Annotated in this window: 10 protein-coding genes; 1 reads left to right on the top strand and 9 read right to left on the bottom strand. The window is 75.3% G+C overall.

Annotated features, from left to right (window positions below; genetic code table 11):
- Positions 1-272: 272 nt before the first annotated feature.
- The 8 genes from QOZ89_RS05540 to QOZ89_RS05505 all read right to left on the bottom strand — a co-directional run bounded on the left by QOZ89_RS05540 (position 273) and on the right by QOZ89_RS05505 (position 18137).
- A complete protein-coding gene (locus tag QOZ89_RS05540; RefSeq protein WP_312623160.1) occupies positions 273-1652 on the bottom strand; it encodes an acetyl-CoA carboxylase biotin carboxylase subunit in 1380 nt (459 codons plus the stop codon).
- Positions 1652-2392, bottom strand: coding sequence for an acetyl-CoA carboxylase biotin carboxyl carrier protein (locus QOZ89_RS05535; protein WP_116271748.1), 741 nt, complete (start codon positions 2390-2392; stop codon positions 1652-1654). Before QOZ89_RS05535 ends, QOZ89_RS05540 begins: the two co-directional genes overlap by 1 nt.
- A complete protein-coding gene (accA, locus tag QOZ89_RS05530) occupies positions 2389-4353 on the bottom strand; it encodes an acetyl-CoA carboxylase carboxyl transferase subunit alpha (protein ID WP_083419597.1) in 1965 nt (654 codons plus the stop codon). Before accA ends, QOZ89_RS05535 begins: the two co-directional genes overlap by 4 nt.
- Positions 4350-6101: a PfaD family polyunsaturated fatty acid/polyketide biosynthesis protein gene (locus QOZ89_RS05525; RefSeq protein ID WP_241842204.1), complete on the bottom strand. Its 1752-nt coding sequence runs from the start codon at positions 6099-6101 to the stop codon at positions 4350-4352. The genes accA and QOZ89_RS05525 overlap by 4 nt, the downstream gene beginning before the upstream one ends.
- Positions 6102-6106: 5 nt before the next feature.
- A complete protein-coding gene (locus QOZ89_RS05520) occupies positions 6107-8842 on the bottom strand; it encodes a beta-hydroxydecanoyl-ACP dehydratase (RefSeq protein WP_071052446.1) in 2736 nt (911 codons plus the stop codon).
- A gap of 2 nt (positions 8843-8844) precedes the next feature.
- Positions 8845-15948 carry an SDR family NAD(P)-dependent oxidoreductase gene (locus QOZ89_RS05515; protein WP_312623159.1) on the bottom strand — a complete coding sequence of 2368 codons (7104 nt, stop codon included), beginning with the start codon at positions 15946-15948 and terminating at the stop codon, positions 8845-8847.
- Between the two features lie 240 nt (positions 15949-16188).
- Entirely contained in the window at positions 16189-16827 is a 639-nt protein-coding gene (locus QOZ89_RS05510) for an SGNH/GDSL hydrolase family protein (protein WP_071052447.1), read from the bottom strand.
- Positions 16828-16940: 113 nt separating this feature from the next.
- Positions 16941-18137, bottom strand: coding sequence for an NAD(P)/FAD-dependent oxidoreductase (locus QOZ89_RS05505; RefSeq protein ID WP_312623158.1), 1197 nt, complete (start codon positions 18135-18137; stop codon positions 16941-16943).
- Between the two features lie 315 nt (positions 18138-18452).
- Between QOZ89_RS05505 and QOZ89_RS05500 the strand changes: the two genes are divergently transcribed.
- Positions 18453-18977 (top strand): DUF4442 domain-containing protein, encoded by a 525-nt coding sequence (locus tag QOZ89_RS05500; RefSeq protein WP_071052449.1) that lies wholly within the window; start codon positions 18453-18455, stop codon positions 18975-18977.
- A 133-nt stretch (positions 18978-19110) separates the two neighbouring features.
- Here QOZ89_RS05500 and QOZ89_RS05495 read toward each other — a convergent pair whose 3' ends face one another.
- Positions 19111-21105 carry an AMP-dependent synthetase/ligase gene (locus QOZ89_RS05495; protein WP_312623157.1) on the bottom strand — a complete coding sequence of 665 codons (1995 nt, stop codon included), beginning with the start codon at positions 21103-21105 and terminating at the stop codon, positions 19111-19113.
- Positions 21106-21564 lie beyond the last annotated feature (459 nt).

Raw genomic sequence — 21564 nt, 5'->3', positions numbered from 1 at the left:
TGACGGGCCCCTTCGCGGGCGGCACCGGCCGACGCACTCGCCGCGGCAGCGGCGTGGCGTCTCCTAGTCCTGTGCTCGGACGCACCCGGCTCCTCCGTCGCCAAACCCCGGCCAAAGTCCGACAGCCCCCACCCTGTCATTCTGGCCGCCCCCGCACCACCAGAAACCCCGACTCTGCCATGGCCAGGCACTTCGCGTGGATGCGGGGCCCGTCGGCGTGGACGCCGGCCCGTCGGCGTGGACGCGGGGCCCGCCGACCCGGTCCCGCCGCGTCACCGAGCGTGGCTGCCCAGACCAGGTGGGGCGGACTGACGGAGGGCGTCGGCGAGCGAGGTGTCGTGGGTGGCCGAGCGGAACCGGGAGTCGTCGAGCACCTGGCGCAGGAACGGCACCGTCGTCGACACGCCGGGGCCGGCGAGCCGCAGCTCCTCGAGCGCGGCGCGCATCCGGCGCAGCGCGCCGTCACGGTCCGGCGCCCAGACGACGAGCTTGGCCAGCAGCGAGTCGTACATCGCCGGGATCCGGTAGCCGGGGAAGGCGTGGCTGTCCACCCGCACGAACGGCCCGCCGGGCAGGCGGCACTCCTCGAGCACGCCGGGTGTCGGCGCGAAGGCGCGGGCCGGGTCCTCGGCGTTGATCCGGCACTCCAGCGCGGCGCCGCGCGGCTGGACCGCGTCCTGGGTGAGGTCGAGCTTCTCCCCGGCGGCGACCCGGAACTGCTCGGCGACGATGTCGATGCCGGTGACCATCTCGGTCACGGGGTGCTCGACCTGCAGGCGGCAGTTGACCTCCATGAAGTAGTAGTTGCCGTCCGGGTCGACGAGGAACTCGACCGTGCCGGCGCCGACGAACCCGGCCGCGCCGGTGCCGCGCAGCGCGTCCCGGCCCATCCGCTCCACCAGGTCGGCGGGCAGGCCAGGGGCCGGGGTCTCCTCGACCAGCTTCTGGTGGCGGCGCTGCACCGAGCAGTCGCGGGCGCCGAGGTGCACGCCGTTGCCGTACTGGTCGAAGAGCACCTGGATCTCGACGTGCCGGGCCGACGGCAGGTAACGCTCGACATACACCCGGCCGTCGCCGAAGACAGCCTGCGCGCTGGCGCGGGTCTCGGTGTAGGCGCGTAGGAACTCCTCCGGCTGCACCACGATCCGCATGCCCCGGCCGCCGCCGCCCGCGGCCGCCTTGATGATGACCGGGTAGCCGATGGAGTCCGCGAACGCCCGCGCCTCGTCGGCGTGGTCGAGGGCGGTGTGGCTGCCGGGCAGCAGCGGCAGGCCGGCAGCCACCATCATCGCCCGGGCGACGGCCTTGTCACCGAGGCGTTCCAGCACCCCCGACGGCGGCCCGACGAACGTCAGCCCTTCGGCCTCGCAGACCTCGGCGAGGTCCGGGTTCTCCGAGAGGAACCCGTAGCCGGGATGGATGGCGTCCGCGCCGCCGAGCCGAGCCGCCTCGATGATCGCGGGAATGCTGAGGTAGCTGCGCCCGGAGGGCGCCGGGCCGATGTGGATGGCGCGGTCGGCCTGGTGGACCACGGCCGAGTCCCGGTCGGCGGTCGAGTAGACGGCGACGGTGCGCAGGCCGAGCTCGCGGCAGGTGCGCACGACCCGCAGCGCGATCTCGCCCCGGTTGGCGATCAGGACAGTGGTGACCATCAGGCCGCGGCCACCGGGGCGAGCAGGAACAGCCGGTCGCCGAACTCGACGCCGCCGCCGTCCGGCCGGCACACCTCGACGATCCGGCCGGACTGGCTGGCCTCGATCGGGATCATCAGCTTCATCACCTCGAGGATGGCGAGCTGCTGGCCGGCCTTGACCGTGTCGCCGACCCGGACGAACGGGCGCGCCCCCGGCTCGGGCGCGTGGTAGAAGACCCCGACGCTGGGCGAGGTCACCTCGATCTGGCCCGCGGCCGGCGGCCCACCGGCCTCCCGGCCAGCCTGGCGGTCGTCGTCGGCAGCCGCGCCGGTGGCGGTGGCGGCGCCCGGTGCGGCGCCCCTGCCCGTGGCGGCGCCCGCCGGCGCCAGGTCCCGTCGGGGCGCCGGGACACCGCGCCGCGACCAGCCGTTCGCGGCGGCCTGGTCGACGCCGTTCGTGGTGGGCTCGTCCCAGCCGTATCCCGCCGTGCCGGCGGAGCCGCCGTCCGACCAGGAGACCTCGACGGTCAGCGGCCCGGCGGTGACGCGCAGGCGCGTCGGGGGCCGGCCGGCCTCCTCGCACAGCGCGACAGCGTTGTGCCGGACCGCGGTGAGGACGAGGTCCAGGTCGGCGACGCCGAGGCCGGCCAGAGCCGGGCCGGAGTGGTCGGCGACGCCGGGCGGCGTATGGCCGTCGCCGGCCAGGTCCGCGCCGGATGGAGGAGTGTCGGGGCGGCGGGCGGTACTGATGGTGCTCATGCGGGGGCTCCCTGCTCTGCGGCGGTCGGGTCTGCCTTCTCGGCGCCACCGTCGGCCACAGGCCCCCCGTTTCCGTCGGCCTGCCCGTGTGGCGCGTCGGCGCCGGCCGCCGGGAACGCGGTGGACGCCGTCGGCGCGGGTGAGGTCGGCGGCGTGGGCTCGGCGGACGGCGCGGATGCGGTGGACGGCGACTCCGGGGACGGCGCGGGCGCGCCAAAGCGGCGAAAGCGGGCGTGCCGGCCGGCGACGAGTTCGGCCGGCCCCTGGCCGACGAGCTCGCCGAGAACGTCGCGCAGCGCGGCCTCGACGAGAGCGGCGGCCTGTACGGGGTCAGCCCCCGAGCCGCCGTCGGGCTCGGGCACGACGGCGTCGATGACGCCGAGGCCGAGCAGCTGGCGGGCGTCGACCCGCAGCGCCTCCGCGGCCCGCGGCGCCGCCGCCGGGTCCTTCCACAGGATCGCGGCGCACCCCTCGGGGCTGATCACCGAGTAGACGGCGTTCGCGCACATGAGGACCCGGTCGGCGACGGCGAGCGCGAGCGCTCCCCCGCTGCCGCCCTCGCCGGTGACGAGCGCGACGACGGGCACCGGGAGCGCGCCCATGAGCCGGAGGTTCTCGGCGATCGCGACCGACTGGCCGCGTTCCTCGGCCTCGATCCCGGGGTGGGCGCCCGCCGTGTCGATGAAGGTGACGACGGGCAGGCCGAGCTTCGCGGCCAGCCGCATCACCCGGGCCGCCTTGCGGTAGCCGGCGGGGCTCGGCATGCCGAAGTTGCGCGCCGTCAGCTCCTCGACGGTGTGCCCCTTCTGGGTTCCCATGACGGCGACGCCGAGGTTGCCGAGCCGGCCGAGGCCCGCGACCATGGCCGGGCAGTCGGCACCCGCCCTGTCCCCGTGCAGCTCGTTGAAGTCGTCGAGCATGAGCGAGACCAGGTCCAGCGTGGTCGGCCGGGTGAGCCCGCGCGCCAGCCGGACGACGTCCCACGGGTGCCTGGGCGGCAGCCGCGACGGGTCGGTGATCATGCTTCCCGACGGCGCGGGACCAGCCGGCGCGGCGCCACTCGGCGCCGGCTGGCTGTCGGCCGCCTGGGCCGTGGCGGGCGCGCGGCGGCCCGAGGCCGCGACGGTCAGCAGGCGCGACAGCATCGCGCGCAGGTCGCCGCGCGGCACGATCTGGTCGACGATGCCGTGCTCCAGCAGGAACTCGGCCGTCTGGAAGCCCGGCGGCAGGCTCTGGCGGATCGTCTGCTCGATCACCCGCGGCCCCGCGAAGCCGAGCCGGGCACCCGGCTCGGCCACGATCACGTCGCACAGGGTCGCGAACGACGCGGCCACGCCGCCGAACGTCGGATCGGTGACCAGCGCGATGGTGAGCACGCCGGCCTCGTCGAGCCGGCCGAGCATCTGGCTGGTCTTGGCCATCTGCATGAGGGAGAGCACGCCCTCCTGCATGCGGGCTCCCCCGGACGACGTCACCAGCAGCAGTGGCACCCGCTCGGCGAGCGCCAGCTCCCCCGCGCGGGTGATGGCCTCCCCGACCGCGGAGCCGAGGCTGCCGCCGAGAAACTGGAAGTCCATGGCGGCGACGACGACCGGCGCCCCGTCCAGGTGGCCGCGCGCGCAGAGCACCGCCTCGTCGAGGCCGGTCGCCGTCTTGGCCTTCGCCAGCCGCTCGGCGTACGGCCGGGTGTCTGTGAACCGCAGCGGGTCGGGGTCCGCCGGCTCGGGCGTCGGGAGCTCGGACCAGCCTGGATCGAGCAGCAGCGCGATCCGCTCCGGCGCGGTCAGCGGGGCGTGCCAGCCGCAGTCGGGACAGACCCGGGCGGTCGCGAGGAACCGCTTGCCATAGAGCAGTGCGCGGCAGCGCCCGCACAGGTGCCACGCCGACCGGTCGACGACGTCTCGGCCCGCGCCGGCTTCCCCGGCGGGCCGCGCGGTGGCGGGCGCTCCGGAGGCGCTCACGCCGCGCCCCGGTACGCGACGGGGCCACCGGCGACGAGGGTGGCGGCGACGGAGCCGGCGGGTGCGCCGGCGGGTGGCCGGTAGCCGGCCGCGGCGGCCGGCAGGTACCCGCCGGCGAAGCGCAGGGCGGCCGCCCGGGCGGCGTAGGCCGCGCCGAGCATCAGCTCATCCGCGACGTCGACCACGCTGCGGCTGGTCACGTCGGCGAGGTAGCTGCCCTCGGCCCACTCGTTGAACGCGCCGAGCGCCGGGCCGCACCAGATCTGGTAGTCGGTGACCCGGTCGGCGGCCGCGGAGATCGCCCAGCTCGACGACAGGCCGAGGTACCAGCGGAATACCAGCGCCATCCGCCGCTTCGGGTTGCCCTCGGCGCGGGTGATCTGCTCGGGGTCGCGGCGGTTGAAGTAGGCGACGGTGTCGGCCCAGACATCGGCGACCGGGCGGCGCAGCACCGAACGCTCCAGCCAGTCGACGTCGGCGGCGGGCAGCGCCTCGAGCCCGTCGTGCGCCCGGTACATCTCCAGCAGCCGCCGGGCGCGGCCGGCGAACATCGTGCCGGACCGCAGCACCTGGACCTCGGCGCCGATCTCGAACATGTCCGACGCGGGCGCGAGGTCGACGTCGGTCGGGCCGGCGCGGCCCAGCAGCGCCTTCGCCGGCTCCGACTGGCCGGACTCGACGCACGACTGGTTGACCGAGCCGGTGACCACGTAGGCGGCGCCCATCGCGAACGCGGCCAGCACGGCCGCGGGCGTGCCGATGCCGCCCGCGGCGCCGACCCGTGGCGGGCGCCGGTAGCCGAGCTCGGCGGCGACGGCGTCGCGCAGCCGGATGATCTCCGGGAGGAGCACCGCGAGCGGGCGACGATCGGTGTGCCCGCCGGAGTCGGCCTCGACGGTGACGTCGTCGGCCATCGGCACCGCCCTCGCCAGCTCGGCCTGCTCGGCGGTGACGGTCCCCGCCGCCACCAGCGCCCGCACGATCGGCTCGGGCGCGGGGCGCAGGAAGTGCTCCGCGACCTCCTGGCGGGACAGCTTCGCGACCACCCGGTGGCTGGCGACGGGCCGGCCGGACCGGTCGCGGTGCAGGCCCGAGACACGGTAGGCGACGATCTGCGGGGTGAGCGCCACGAACGCCGACGCCTCGACGCAGCGAACCTGGTGGCGCAGGCAGGCGGCCAGGGTGGCCCGCTCCAGCTCCAGCTCGTTCGGGCTGTGGATGAGGTTGCAGGCGAACGGCGCCGCGCCGACGCCGCGGCGGATCTCGGCGAGCGCGGTGTCCAGCCGGTCGGGCAGGACACCCGCGGCTCCGAACGACGCGAGCAGGCCGGCGCGGGCCAGGGCGATGACCATCCGGGGCGAGGCGATGCCGTTGGCCATCGCGCCGGTCATGTAGGACAGGCGGACGCCGTGGTCGGCACGGAACCCGGCCGCGCCGAGCTGCTCGGGCAGCGTGGGCGGGGCGACGGCGAGCACCGCCGCGCCGGCGGCGTGGGCGGCCGCCGGGTCCGCGGTCACCGCGAGCCGGCCCGCCTGGTCGCGGACCAGCAGGCAGGGGTTCCCCACCCGGGCAAGCGCCGCGTAGATGTCGCGCCCCGTGCGTCCGAGACCGTCGGCGTCGAGGGTGGCCGGCACGTCGGCGCCTCGGCCGGCCGCGCGCGGGCCGCCCGCCGCGGGCCGGACCGCCTGGGGTGGGACGGATGTCATGGGCGGGGCCGGTCGTGCGAGGGCTGGGGGTGGTGTCGTCACGATGCTCAGGCTCCTTCGCCGCGCTCGCCGCGCCCGCCGGTCGGGACGAGGTCGCCCACGTCCTGGCCGCGCGCGTCGGCGGCGCGGATCTCCGCCGCTATGTCGGTGAGTCCGTAGATGCGCAGTCCCGGCTTCCAGACGCTGGCATCGGCGACGACCCGGACCCGTCCCGGGCCGCGCAGGACCTCGCGGATGTGCGCCTCGATGGTCATCTCGCCGTCCTCGGCGAGGATCTGGCCCCGGTACCGCCAGCTCATCGGCAGGCCGGTCGGCAGGACGAACACCGGTTCGTCGAGCCCGTCGGCCAGGCCGGTGTCGACCATCCACTCCTGGATCGCCTGGATGACGGCCTCGATGCCAAGCGAGCCGGGCATCACCGGGTCGAGCCAGAAGTGCCGGGAGAAGAACCAGTCGTCGGCGCGTACCTCGCGGGTCGCGTGCAGGTAGCCGCGCCCGTGGTCGCCGCCGCCGTCGACGACGGTGACCTCGTCGAGCAGCGCCATCGCGCCGGTCGCGCACAGCGGCGCGCCGGCCGCGCGGCGGCCGGCCACGTCGATGGTGCGCGCCGCCGCGGCGGGCGGCCGGGTCCGCTCCAGCCACGTCGGCACGTGGTCGCCGCCGTCGAGGCCGTTCTGGTTGGCCAGGGTGGTGTCGTTGAAGAAGCCGAACAGCGACTCGCCGGCGTAGAACGGCTCGCCGTCGACGGCCAGCTCGTAGGAGAAGTTCTGCAGGACCGCGCCGGTCAGCACGGTGGTGGACAGCAGCGTTGAGGTCTGGCGGATCGTGCGCCCGGCGAGGTCGACGTCGCGCAGCAGCGTCGCGGTGCCGTCGAGGTTGCGCAGGCAGTACTGCTCGTCCGGGGCGGTCAGGGTGGCGCCCAGGTAGTAGCCGAGCATGAGCGCCGACTGCAGCGACGTCTCCATGTGGATGACGTTGGGCATCGTCGGCGTGGCGCTGTCGGCGTAGTACCAGGCGTCGGCCGGCGAGTCGTACTCGGTGACGGCGGTCGCGCCGCCGCCGAGCTCGCCGCGCCGCCCCTGGACGGACATGAACCGGTCGACGAGGCGCAGGCCGCCGCCCGGCAGCCGGCAGGCGCGCCGGCCCATCGAGGAGGCGAACTCGGGCCCGAGCGCGATGGCGAGGTCGCCGCGGGCGCCGTGCGCCATGTGCAGCTCCCCGAGCAGCGCCCTGGTCCCGTCGGGGCCGCGCCGGCCGAGGAAGCCGGGCACCTCCCCGCCGGTGAGCGGGGCGATGGGCGCGCCGGGAGCCTCGCGGACGGCGACGGCCATCCCCCGCACGGTCGCGACCGGCCGCCCGCCGGCAAGCAGCGCCACGTCGCCGCGCAGCCACGGCCGCGGCACCAGGTCGACGTCGGTGACGGTCAGCTCCAGCTCCACCTCGGGCCCGGCCGTGTCGAACCCGGCGGCGCCAAGCCCGGCGGTGTCGTGGATCTCGACGTCCGCGAAGCCGATCCCGTCGGGAAGCACAAGGCGCGGGTCGGGCAGCGCGACGTCCAGGTGGCTGTCGGCCATCACCAGGTGCAGGCCCAGGTAGAGCGCGAAGACCGAGACGGCCTGCCAGGCGGCGTCCAGCGCCCACAGCGCCGTGTCCGCGCCAGGCACACCGGCCGGCGGTACTGGCGACGCCGCCGCGCGCAGCAGGCCACGGCCGAGCTGACCGCCGCGCGGCGCGAGCTCGGTGACGGCGGCGAGCGGCCACGGCCCGGCGAGGCGGATCGCGGGATTCGCGCCTTCCTGGTCGTAGGCAGCGCCGAGGACACCCGCGACGTCGCCCCGCGCGAGCTGTCCCAGCGCCGCCGCGTCGAGCATGTTCACGGCCGCGCGGGCGAGCGGCTTGAACGCCGGCTCCGTCCAACGCGGTGTCCACGCGTACGGCCCCGGCTCCCGGCTGGCGGGCCGGGTGACCGCACCGCCCGCGCCGCCGCGCGCCGCTGGGCGGTCGACGCCCGCGGTGGCCAGCGACAGCAGGCAGTCGGTCACCTGGACGATCGGCCCGGACGGCCCGTCGATCCGCATCTCGACGGTGAGGCCGGCGTCGGTGCCGCCCGTGCCGGCCGCACCGGCGACGCCGCCGGCGGTCCGGGTCGTCGCGTGCAGCCACAGCCGCTCACCGGCCGCGGGCAGCGGGCCCAGGGCCCGCACAGTCGCACGGGTCAGTTCGAGACCGCCCGGCGGGAGGCTGGCGAGGTGCGCCGACCGGGCGGCAAGCTCCGCCCAGGCGGCTCGCAGCAGCGCGGGCAGCGTCAGCCAGCCGCCGGTGTCCGCCGGCATGGCCGGGGTGAGTTCGGTCGCCACTGTGATCTCGGCCGGCAGAGCGACCCGCGGCTCGATGACCGGAGGTTCGATGACGGGCGGCCTGACGGCCGTGGTGGCCGTCGACGGCACGGGCGCGGAGACCGCCTCGCGCAGCAGCGTCAATGCCTGGTCGGCGAACGCGGTCTGGACTCGCAGCGCCGAAGCGTGCGCGGCGACCAGCCCCCTACGCAGCTGGCCCACCAGCTCGGCCGCCAGGTCACCCCGTTCGCCCGACGCCGGGTCCCCGCTGGCCATATCGGCGGGCTCGCCCGCGCTGTCGTCCCAGCTTGGAGCGCCGCCGGTGACGGCGGTCCAGACGCTCGGGTCGGCCGGGTCGCCGTCGAAGGCGAGCTCGTCGAGGACATCCAGGGCCGCGGCACCGCCGCGGTCCGCGTGCGCCGCGCTTGTGATGGTCGGGCTGGTCACCGTCAGGCCTCCGTCCGGGCGTCGCGTCGGCGAGCCGCCGCGCGGATGTGCTCGGCCATGTCGGGCGTAGGCACGAGCGAGACCTCCGAGAGCCGCTGCAGCACAAGCCCATCCGGGCGGTATGCCGTCACCGTCACCGTCACGCCCGACGAGCGGGGCCGCAGGTCGTCGACGACGGTGACGAACGGATCATCGTCGGGCAGCGGCGCGAACAGCTCGGCCCGGCCGATGCCCAGGGGCAGGCAGCCCATGTCGCCGAGGTACCAGCGGCCGAGCAGCGACGCGGCGGCCACCAGGACGTCGGCGAGGCCGGGGCTGTGCAGCGCGCCGGCGAACGCGCCGGCCGCGAGCGGCGTCTCGGCGAGCTGGCACTCGACGACGAGCCGGGTCCGCTCGCGGACGAGGATCCGACGGATGCCGGCGAGCCGCGGACCGTGCGAGAGGACGCCCTCGGCGTAGACCCAGGACGCGTCGGTCGCGTCAGCGGGCGGCCACGGCATGACCGGCGGCCAGGCGCCGGCGGTGGGTGCCGGCGCAGGCAGCGGCGCGGGAGCGAGGAGCAGCGTCGCGGCGTAGTGCGAGGGGGGCAGCGCCGTGCCGCCATCACCACGGACCACCGCGCGCACCCGCGCGGGCGAGCCGGGGTGTGCGTCGGCGGCGGCGGGCCGGCCTGGCTGGACGTCCAGCCAGTAGTCGCGCCGGTGCGAGCCGTCGAACACGACGCCCTTGTGCACCTCGTAGTCCTCCGCGCCGACCACCCGCAGGCCCGGCACCGCCCGCTCGACACCGTTGATCAACCAGCCGAGGCCGGCGGTCGCCGGCAGAACCGGTGACGGGCCGATCTGGTGGTCGTCGATCACCGGGTCCGTCTCCAGCCCGGCCAGCGATCTGTGGGCGATGAACGGCACCGAAGCGGCGAGCCGGCGTTCCCAGGCGGTCGCGACGGCCGGGCCCATGGGGGTGTCAGCCGGCCCGGTCAGCGGCGAGGCGGCGCCGACCACCACGGCGGCCTGCCGGCCGGTGCCGTCGAGGAGCTCCGCGACGAAGCGCGCGGCCGCGTCGGCCGGTTCGAGCAGCGTGACGCCCCTGGCAAGGAAAAGCTCCCGAAGGTCGGCGCCGACCATGCCTGCGTCCCACGCGCCCCAGTTCACGGCGACCACCCGGCCGTCCAGCCGGCGGCGGGCGGTGGCGGCGAGGCGGGTGAGGGCCTCGTTCGCCGCCGCGTAGTCGGCCTGGCCCGGGTTGCCGAACGCGCCCGCCACCGAGCCGAACAGCACCAGGTGGCGCAGCGGGGCGTCGCGCAGCGCGGTGAGCACCGACGACAGCCCGGCGAGCTTCGGGGTGAGCACGGCGCGGACCGCCGCGGGCGACTTGTCGGCCAGCAGCGCGTCGGCGAGCGCCCCCGCGCCATGGACGACGCCGGTCGCCCGCTCGCGCCACGGCGCCAGCGCCTGGGCGGTGGCGGCCGGGTCGGCGATGTCCACGGCCAGGTAGTGGGCGCTCGCGCCGGCCGAGGCCAGGGCCGCCAGTGTGGCGCGCACCTCGCGGGACGCGGTGACCCGCCGGGCGGCCGCGTCCACCGCCGGCAGGTCGAGCGCGCCGCCGGCGGCGCGGGTCGCGGCGACGAGTGCCGCCTTGAGCCGGTCGTCGGACACGCCCTGGGCCCAGTCCGGGTCGTCCTCCTGTTCCGTCCGGCCGAGCAGGACCAGCTCGGCCGGGCAGGCCACGGCCAGCGCCTCGACGCAGCGGGCGGTGATGCCGCGCGCCCCGCCGGTGACGACGAGCACGTCGGACCCGTCGACCGGCGGCCGGTCGTCGCCGTCGACGACGACATCCGGCCGCGTCTGGCCCCGCGAGCCGTCACCCGCGGACAGATAACTGGGAGCCCAGCGCAGACCGTCCTCGCCGACTCCGACCTCGACGACATCCCTGGCGACGTCGGTGACCTCCCGCAGGACCGCGCCGGTGAACGCCGCCGCGTCGAGAGCGGGATGGACGTCGACCGCCCGGCAGAAGATCTCGGGCGCCTCCTGGACCAGGGTCTTCACCAGGCCCGCGACGCCGCCCGTCATGGCGGCCGCCGCCGGGGCGTCACCCCGGTGGCCGAGCGCGCCGTCGAGCCGGGTCACGGCCACGAACGCCGCGCGCCGGCCAGCCGCCGCGGTCGTGCGCAGCGCGTCGACCAGCCGGCCGGCGATGAGCACGGCGTCGGCGAGCCTCCGGGTGGCGCTCACCGCGCCCGGCTGGTCGACGAGAGCGCCCTCGGCGCGGCTGTCGAGGCCGGTCGGCTCGACGAGGAGCAGGCAGAGGTCGAGGCGCGTGAAGTCCTCGACGGCGGCGAGGGCGGCCTCCGCGTCACCGCCGTCCCAGCCGGCGAGCCCGGTGCTGGTATGACCGGGGTCCGCGTCCAGCGGCAGGTTGGTCGCGCCGACGGTGACGACGTCGACGCGCAGCCCTTCGGCCTCCAGGCGACGGGCGAGCCTGGAGGCGGGGCTGTCACCGGTGTCGTCCGCCTCGGACGCGGCGGCGGCCCTGCCGCCGAGGTTGATGATGAGCGCGCGTGCTCCGGTGCCGAACGGAATGTCGAGTGGGTCGGCGGCGGGTATACGCCGCAGCGCCAACGGCATCCGTTCGACCACGGCCGCCGCCGCGGCGGCGCTTTCGTCGGCGGCGTCGCGAGGCTGGCCGGCGCCGCCGGCTGCCGGCGAGGCCGGGACTGGCCGCGAGGAGGGCGCGACGGCGGGCGGCACGGCGGCGGGCACCGCCGCCGGCGTCCCGGCTGTGAGCCCGAGGCCGTCGGTCAGGAAGCTGGCCACGTCGGCGAGCGTGCGCAGCTCGGCGAGCCGCTCCGGACCCACCGCCGGCACACCCGGGAACCGGTCCTGAAGCGCACCCAGAATCTGCACCCGCTTGATCGAGTCGACACCCAGATCCGACTCCAACGCCATCGACGGATCCAGCACATCCACCGGATAGCCCGTCTTCCCCGCCACCACCTCAGCAACCGCCGCGGACACCGTCGCCGAATCCACAGCCGGAGCCGCGGCAGTCGGCAAGCTCGCCGGCGCGGCGGGCCCGCCCACCGATGCCAGCCCGTCGGTCAGGAAGCTGGCCACATCGGCGAGCGTGCGCAGCTCGGCGAGCCGCTCCGGACCCACCGCCGGCACACCCGGGAACCGGTCCTGAAGCGCACCCAGAATCTGCACCCGCTTGATCGAGTCGACACCCAGATCCGACTCCAACGCCATCGACGGATCCAGCACATCCACCGGATAGCCCGTCTTCCCCGCCACCACCTCAGCAACCGCCGCGGACACCGTCGCCGAATCCACAGCCGGAGCCGCGGCGGCGGCAGTCGGCAAGCTCGCCGGCGCGGGGCGGTCGAGCAGGTCGGTCGCTCCCGCCGGCAGCCAGCTCTCCAAGGCCGAGGCCGTGGGTGCCGCCACGTCAGGGTCCGGACCGGCGGCGGGGTGCGTGCTCGGCGCGTGCCCGTTGGACGAGCCGTTCAGGTAGCCGCCGGCCGACGGTCCGGCCTGGGCAGGGATCGCATGGGTGAGACTGGCCGCCACCGGTGGCTGGCCGATGCCACTGGGCTGGTCGCCGTGTGGGCCGCCGTCGCCGACCAGCCCGTTTCCGGATCGGCCGGCGGACAGGCCACCCGCCGCCGACCCGCCGGCGGACAGGCCGGTCGCGACCGCTCCGCTGGGCGCGAGGGTGGCGAGCGACGCGAGGATCTCGTTGACGCGCACATGCGCGTCGCCGGTGGCAAGGCTCTGGTGAGCCACGGCCTGCGCGGCGAGCCCGATCTCCTGACCGGCCACGCCGTCGCCAGGGGCCTGGCGCAGCAGGTCGACGAGCCCTTCGGCGACCCGCAGCTGGCCCTCGATGAACTGGCCGTGCAGCGCGAGGTGGTCCCGCGCGAGCGTGCTCAGTTCCGCCGCCGCGGCGGCGGAACCCGCCGGCCCCGCGGCGCCGGCGGCGAACGCGGCGACGGGGCCCGGCTCAGGCGTGGCCGCGGTGGCCGCGGGCACCATCGCTCCCGGCGCGGATGTCCACTCGGGCACGAGCGCCGGCTCCGGCCGCACAGGCGGCGTCGCCACCGGCGTCGCGTCCACCAAAGTCGCCACGGCCGAAGCCGCGGCGGCCGGCATCTCCACGGCGGGCGGCGCCGGCGCCGGGATCGCGGCGAGCTGGCGGCTGGCCGCGATCGGCGCGAGCGCGGTCACGGCATCGCGGTAGGCCTGGCGGCGCGACTCGGAGACGTGGTTGGCGCCGGTCAGGGTGACCGTCAGGCCGGTCGGCTCCGGCCGCGCGGCGAGCGGGGCCGCGTACCGGTTCAGGCCGGTCAGCTCGACCCCGAGCACGGCCAGGCGGACGGCGGCGGCCAGCAGGCTCGCCGCGCCGTCGCCACCGCGTCCGGCGTCGACCGCGACCGCGACGACGTCGTCGCCGAGGGTACGGCGGACCAGGCCGGTCAGTACCTGGCCGGGGCCGACCTCGACGAACACGTCGACGCCGGCCGCGCGCAGCGCGGTGAGGCCGGCGGCGAACTCCACCGGGTTGCGTAGCTGCTCCGCGAGCACCTGGCGGTTGGCCACGGGGTCGGGGCCGTAATCCGCGCCGGCCGTGTTGGCGTACACCGGGGTGGCCGGCCGCGCGATGGTGACCTCGGCGAGGTCGGCGGCGAACCGGTCGACGGCGTGCTCGACGAGGCGGGTGTGGAAGGCGGCGGCGACCGGCAGCCGGCGGACGTCCAGCCCGTGCGTGCCGGTGGCGGCGACAAATGCCTCGATGGCGGCGGTCGGGCCGCCGACGACCACCTGGTCCGGGGCGTTGTGGTTGCAGACGACCACGTCCGGGTGCTCGGCGAGCGCGGCGACGACCTCGTCACGGGAGGCCCGGACGGCGGCCATCGTGCCCGGGTCGAACCCGGTGTCGCTGACGGCGCCCGTGCCCGTGCCGCCGTCGGCGGCGGGCGGCGCCATCGCCTGGCCGCGGGCCCGCGCCAGCCGGAAGAAGTCGTCGGCGCCGATCGCGTCGGCCGCCCACAGGGCGGTCAGCTCGCCGAAGCTGTGCCCGAGCAGCCCCGACGGACGCAGGCCGAGCTCGCGCAGGAACTGGAAGTGTCCGGCGGACAGGGCTCCGATCGCCGGCTGGGCGTACTCGGTCCTGGTCAGCGTGGCCTCGGCGGCACGCGCCTCGGCCTCGTCGAAGGTCGGCGCGGGGAACACGGCGCGGGCCAGTGTCGGCTCCGCGCCGGCGAAGTGGGCGTTCGCAGCGTCGAACGCGGCCAGCACCGGCGGAACATCGATGGCCGCCGCGCCGCCCATCCCGACGTACTGGCTGCCCTGACCGGCGAACAGCACGCCGACTGTGGGGTTCGCGAGCGCCGCCCGGCGGTAGTGGACGCCGCGCGGGTGCGACCAGGCGTCGGCGTCCGGCCGGCTGGCCAACTGCTCGACGGCGAGCGCCCGCAGCGCGTCGGCGTCCTCGAGGGTGCGGGCGACGAAGCCGACGCGGGCGGCGGACGCCGGGACGGTGTCGTCACCGTTCGGCTCGCCCCCGGACCGGAGCAGCTCGCCGAGCGCGGCGGGCGTCGGCGCGTGCCACAGGTAGGCGCGGGCGGCACCGTGCAGGGCGGGCGCGACCGGCGTCGCGGCCGTCGCGTCGCCGGCGCCAGCCGTGGCGGCGTACTCCTCGAGGACGACGTGGAAGTTGGTCCCGCCGAAGCCCATCGCGGAGGCGGCGGCGCGGCGGCGGCCGAGCACCGGGTCGAGCACCCAGGGCCGCGTGCTGGTGTTCGCGTACAGCGGCGAGTCCGCGGCGGCGAGCACCTTGTTCGGCGCCGACACGTTGATCGTCGGCGGTAGCAGCCGGTGGCGCAGCGCGAGCGACAGCTTGATCAGGCTCGCGGCGCCCGCCGCCCCCTTCGTGTGCCCGATCTGCGACTTCACGCTGCCGACCGCCGCCGATCGGGGCCGCGCGCCCGCCTCGGTGAGCACGGTCGAGAGCGCGGTCAGCTCGGTCTGGTCGCCGACGGCGGTGCCGGTCGCGTGGGCCTCGAACAGCTCGACCGTGGCGGGGCTGACCCCGGCGTCCGCGTAGGCGCGGCGCAGCGCCCGCAGTTGGCCCTCGGCGCGCGGCGCGTAGATGCTGGTGAACCGGCCGTCGCTGGACGACCCGAGGCCGCGGATCACCGCGTAGACGCGGTCGCCGTCGCGCTCGGCGTCGGCCAGCCGCTTGAGCGCGAGGATCCCGATGCCCTCGCCGACAAGGGTGCCATCGGCCTCGGCGTCGAACGGGCTGATCTTGTCGGTCCGGGACAACGCCTGGGTCTTGCTGAAGCACATGTAACTGAAGATCGTGTTCTCGGTGTCGCAGCCGCCGGTGAGCATGAGGTCGGCGCGGTGGTCGAGCAGCTCACCGATCGCGGCGCGCACGGCGGTCAGCGCGCTCGCGCAGGCCGAGTCGACGGTGTAGTTCGTGCCGCCGAGGTCGAGGCGGTTGGCGATCCGGCCGGCGATGACGTTGCCGAGCAGGCCCGGGAAGGTGTTCTCCTCCCACGGCGGGAACGCCTCGGCGAACGCGGTGGCGACGGAGGCGGCCTCGTCGTTGTTCAGTCCGGCGGCCCGGGCGACCTCGCGCACGACCGGGCTCTCCAGGCGGGCGGCGAGCGGGTGGGCGAGCGACGTCGGCCCGGTCACCCCGAGGACGACGCCGGTGCGCTCGGAGTCGTACCAGCCCGAGCCGGGCGCCCCGGCGTCGGCGAGCGCGTCGCGGGCGACGAGCAGGCTCAGCAGCTGGACGACGCCGGTCACGTCGAGCTGGTTCGGTGGGACGCCGAACTCCATCGGGGAGAACGGCGTCGGCGGCAGGAAGCCTCCGCGCAGAGCGTAGGTGTGGTCCGGCACCTTGGGGTCCGGCGCGTAGTAGTCGTCCGGCCGCCAGTGGGTCGCCGGCACCTCGGTCACGCAGTCGACGGCGTCGACGACGTTGCTCCAGAACTCCCGGACGTCGCGCGCCAGGGGAAACAGCCCGGCAAGCCCGACGATGGCGATCGGATTGTTCGCGAGCCGTCGGTCCTCGGGTCGGTCGGCCTCGTGCACGAGCTTCCCTCTTTCGGTTGCCGCGAGCGGCGGCTGACGGTCCAACTCGGTCTGATAGAGGTTTTCGTGGCTAGCGGCGGGCGTCGACGCGCTCATCGCGCCGGGATTCCAGGCAGAGTCTTAGGGTCAGACAAGGCGGCTATCAATATCGGTGGCCCGAACACTCGATCGGGGCTGCCTATCGCGCGTGCTGAACGTCCCCAAAAGGCCCGCTCGTGGCTTCCTGTAATTCGGGCCACATCATGGGCCGAACACCATGGCTTCGCTATTTCCCCGGGCCGGCGCACCCTCGGCGTCACCGGCGCGCAGGAGGGTGACGAAGCCCTCGGCCACGGCCGCGTAGCCGCGGGGGCTCGGGTGGATGCCGTCGGGGTTCCACAGCGACGGGTCGTCGGTGCCGGGCGCGTGCGCCAGGTCGAAGCACGGCATACCGAGCCGGGCCGCGAGCGGGCGGATGTAGGCGTTGGCGGCGTCGAACCGCTCGCGCAGCAGGTCGCGCAGGCCGGGCGGGATGGGCAGCCGGCCGGGGATGTCGGGGAAGGTGATCGTGAACGCGACGGTGCCGGGCACCGTCAGCGCGTCGAAGATCGCTGCGAGGTTGTCCTCGAACCGGGACCGGGAGTAGTCGCTGACCAGGTCGTTGCCGCCGACGGTGATGCCGACGAGCCGCGAGTGGGCGGCGGTGGCGAGCGCGAGCTGGCGGTCGACGACGGTCTGCGTGGTGGCGCCGTGCTCGCCGAGGTTGCGCACCCGGCTCGGCGGGATCCCCAGCGCCGCGGCGACCCGCGGCACCCAGCCGAGGTAGCCACCGCCCGGCGCCGGGTCCCCGCGGCCCTGCGCGAAGCTGTCGCCGAGCACCGTGAACATCGGCGCGGGCATGGTCGTCGCTCCTCCTCATGCGGGCCGGTGGGCGGCCGGATGACGGCGGTGGTGGATGGCGGCGGGCGGCGGCGGCCGGCACCGGCAGACGGGCGCCGGCCGCGTTCGGCAGGTCAGGCCGCCGAGAGCATGGCCTCGATGTTCTCCGGGGCGAAGAACACCGACGCGGGGACGACGCCGGCGAGCAGCCCGAAGAACAGCTTCCGCGCGTTGTCATTGGCGGCCACGCCCGTCAGGACGGCGACCAGCTCCGGCGGGAAGTCGAGCTCCGCGACCGTGGTGGTCAGGTCGAACACGGTCGACGACTCCTCGTCGCGCAGGCGCTGGTAGTCGGCCAGCGTCTCGTCCAGCGGGCGCGCGCCGCCCAGGCCCTCGTCGACCGCCTCGGCGAGCAGCTCGGCGGCGTGGAACGCGTCGGCGATCCCCTGCCCGGTGACCGGGTCCTTGTGGTACCCGGCGTCCCCGATCAGCGCCCAGCCGGGGCCATGCGACGTCCGGTAGTAGTTGTCGGGGTAGCGGATGCCGTAGTAGCGGTCGGCCTGCTCGGCTCCCTCGAGGTCGGCGGCGAGCTGGGGGTCGATGTTGCGGAAGACCTCGCGGATGCTGCCGTCGATGTCGGCGCGGAACGGCTCGAAGGCGTCCAGGCGACGCATCGCGGTGACGAGCGTCAACCCGTCGTGCGTGGGCCAGCCGGCGCACTGCTCCCGCACGCCGAAACGGCTGTGGAACTGCCAGTCGAGACCGCTGAAGTACGAGTAGTAGATGAAGCAGGCGGCCGGCACGACCTTGTAGAACTCGGCGCCGACAAGCCCCGCGACGACGGAGTTGCGCCCGTCGGCCCCGATGACCACCCGCGCACGCTCGGTCACCTCGGCGCCGCCCGCGTCGCGGCCGCGGATGCCCGCCGCCCGGCCGTCGTCGTCGAACACCAGCTCGCGGACGGAGAAGTTCTCGCGCACCTCGACCCCCGCCTCGGCGGCGCCGTCGAGGAGGATCTTGTCGAGCACGGTGCGCCGCGGTGCGAGCGAGAAGTCGAGGCCGTCGATCGGGTCGGCGAATCCGCTGATCATCAGGTCCCGGTAGGACATCGTCATGTGCCGGATCGGGGTGGGCCCGGTGGCCATCAGCCGGTCGAGCAGGCCCCAGTCGCGCAGCCGCAGCAGGCCGGCCTGCTGCAGGTAGTGCGTGGACAGCGTGTCGCTCGGGAAGCTGCCCCGGTCGACCAGCAGGACCCGGTAGCCACGGCGCGCGAGCAGCATCGCCACCGGCGAGCCGGCGCAGCGCGCGCCGACGACAGCCACGTCGTACATCGGTCAGTCCCCTATCGGTCGTCCGTTCACGTCGTCCGATGCCAGTCCGCCCGGCGCGGTGTCGGCCGGCGCGATCTCGCCCGGCGTTGTGCGGCTCAGCGCCGAAAAACGTCGTCCGGCGCGCCGGAGCGCCCGCCCAGTCGGGGGCGTCGCATATTTTCCTACCGCGTCCGACGGTTTCCGGGCGGACGCTCTGACGCGTTCCGATCGGGCAATTGACAGGGGCAATCAAAGACACGTCGAATACTCACGATGCCCGCCTGCGTTTGCTGGCTATTCACCGGCGGTAAATCTTCGCGGGTGAGGCTGGAGGGTATGTCCGCACAGTCTGACATTCCTTCCGCCCTGGCGGAGGCCCGCGCGTCGCACCTACGTTCCCACGGGGACACGGCGCCCGACCTCGAACAGCTGCGCCAGGTCATCGACGCGATGGTGCCCTTCTGCGACCTCGTCGGGGTGCGTGTCATCGAGCTGCGCCCCGATGCGGGCGTCGCCGAGCTGCCCGACCGGCCGGATCTGCGCAACCACATGGGCACCGTGCACGCCGGCGCGATCTTCCTCGTGGCCGAGGTGTCCGGCGCCGCGGCCTTCTCCGGGGCGATGGCGCCCCGGATCCTCGGCGTCCAGGCCTTCGTGCTGCGCGACTGCCGGGTGTCCTACCTGAAGCCCGCGCGGGGCCGGCTGCGGGCGCACGGTGCGATCGACACCACCGTCACGCGCGACGTGCTCACCCGCACCGGCACCGAGCGGTTCGACCTGACCGGCCGCTCGCTGGTCTACGACGACGCCGGCGTGCTGGTGGCCAAGGTCGACTTCGACTACGTCGCCACCGTCGCCTGACACCGCAACCGCTACCCGTTACCTGCTGTCCGCCACCCGCGACGCCGGCGCGTCCGTGAGGGTCGTCCCCTCCGGACGCGCCGTCGCTGTCAGGTTCGACACCATCCGCTGCCGGTCATGAGGCAGGCACGGCTCAGCGCGGGCGCGGGGCGTACATCTCCTCGATCAGCGCGGCATTCTCCTCGGCCACCACGGCCCGGCGGATCTTCAGGGACGGGGTGATCTGGCCGCCCTCGACCGTCAGGTCCGTCGGCAGCACGCGGAACTCGCGGATCGACTCGGCCCGGGACACGAGCGCGTTCGCCGCGTCCACCGCGGCGCGGACCTCGGCCAGCACGGCCGGGTCGGTGCGGGCGGCCGCCGGGTCGTCCGGGCCGCCGGTGCGGGCCGCCCAGGCGCGCAGCGCCGCCCGGTCGAGCGTGACCAGCGCCGTCACGAACGACCGGCCCTCGCCGAGCACGATCGCGTGGCTGACCAACGGATGCAGTCGGATCCGGTCCTCCAGCGGCGCCGGCGCGACGTTCTTGCCGCCGGAGGTGATGATGAGCTCCTTCGCCCGGCCGGTGATGTAGAGGTAGCCGTCCTCGTCGAGGCGGCCCAGGTCACCGGTGCGCAGCCAGGGCTCGTGCGGCGCAGGCCCCTCGCCCGGCCAGTAGCCCGGGGACACCTGCGGTCCGGCGACGAGGATCTCGCCGACGGCTCCGGTCTCGCCGTCGCCGATCGCGACGGTCGTGCCCGGCAGCGGCCGTCCGGCGCTCCCGGGGCGGTCGGCGCCGGGCGCGTTGATGCTCACCGCCGTCGCGGACTCCGTGAGCCCGTACGCCCCGAGGATCCGCACGCCGGCACCGGTGAGGAACTCGGCGGTCGACGGGTCGAGGGTGGCTCCCCCGCAGACGACGTGCCCGAGCCGCCCGCCGAGCGCAACCCGCAGCCGCCGGTACACCAGCCGCTCGAACACCGCTCCGCGCAGTCCCCGGCCGGCCGGGCCGGCGGGGCCGGGCGCCCCACCCGTGTCGACCGCCCCGCCGGCGCGGGTGTCCGCCTGGGCATCTCGCACGCCGCGCGCGGCTCCCGTGCCTTCCACAGCCGCGGCCGGCTCGAGCCGGCCGCGGGCCGCCCGGCCACGCTCGACGGCGTGCCGCTCGGCGGCGGCGAACAGCCGCCCGGACAGCCCGCCGCCGGCCCGCGCCCGCGCGCCCTTGCGCAGCTTCTCCAGCGCCGCGGGCACGGCGACGAGGAAGGTCGGCCGGAACGAGGCCAAAGCCGCTGGCAGGTCTCCCGGGCTCGCCACCAGCGCGGTGTGCACCCCCGACCACAGGCAGCCCACCAGTGTCACCCGACCGAACACATGAGAAAGCGGCAGGAAAAGCGCGGTGGACGGCGCGCCGCCGGCGGCCCGGACGACCGGGTCGAGCATGTCGACGACGTTCACCGCCGCATAAAAGACGTTGGCATGCGTCAGCATGCAGCCTTTCGGTTCACCGGTGGTTCCGCTGGTATAGACGATGGTGGCCAGGTCCGCCGCCTGGACCGCGTCCAGGCACGCCGCGAACCGCGATTGGTCGACGTCACCGCCGACCGCGGCGAGTTCATCGACCGCGTCGTCGAGCGTCCACAGACGGTCGTCGGGAACGCCCGCGGCACGCAGCAGCCCGGCGTGTTCCGGGGTCTGCGCGAACGCGGCGACGGCGCCGCTGTCGCGCATGATGTGCGCGGTCTGGTGGGCGGACGACGTCGGGTAGACGGGGACGGTCACCGCCCCGACGGACCACAGCGCGAAGTCGACGACCACCCACCCGTAGCCGGTCGCGCCCATGATGGCGACGCGGTCGCCCTGGCCTATCCCGACGGCGACCAGCCCGCGCGCGACGGCGCGGACGTCGGCGCACAACTCGGCGCCGGTGACGTCGCGCCAGCCGTCGCCCTGGGGGCTCGCCAGCACGGGCCGGCCGCCGGCCGCCTCGACCAGATCGAGGACCGCGCCGGCCAGGCCGCGCTCTTCGGGTAGCCGCGTCCCGGGTGCGTCACCTCGGTCGCCGGCTGGCGGGTGCCGCTCGGCGAGCGGCTCGCCCGCATGGTGTCCGTTGAGGTGGTGTCCGAGATTCGGGGCGGGCTGGAGGTGCTGCACGGGTTCTCCTCGCGGCGACAACGACGGCGACGGCGGGCGGAGACGGTGGCCTGGAGCGGATCTCGGAGCCGTCGGTGGACCTGCCGGCGAGCGCCGGCGACGGGTCCGTCCCGCCGAGCGCGGCTCACAGCGGCGGCGGTCTGGCCCGCGCCGTCGGCACGGGCACGCGGAAACACCCGGCGACCTTTTCCGCACGGCTTCGCGAACAAATATCGTCGGTATGACCGACGAGGCGCGCCAGATGACACCCGCCGTCACGCGGGTTGTTTATCGATGATTTTCTTCAGATGCCTGACGAAAGGTTCACCGAACCTGGATAGTCCGGCCTTCCGGAACTATGCTAACCGCCGGAGGCGCCGCGGCGAAGGCCCCGGGCACACTCGCGGGGCCGCCAACGATTCGCATTTCCAGACCGGCCGATTGTGTGTGCCAATAGACCTTCGGGCGCGGCACACCGGC

Source organism: Pseudofrankia coriaricola (genome assembly GCF_032027725.1).
GTDB lineage: Bacteria > Actinomycetota > Actinomycetes > Frankiales > Frankiaceae > Pseudofrankia.
This window is presented reverse-complemented; position numbering and strand designations above follow the sequence as displayed.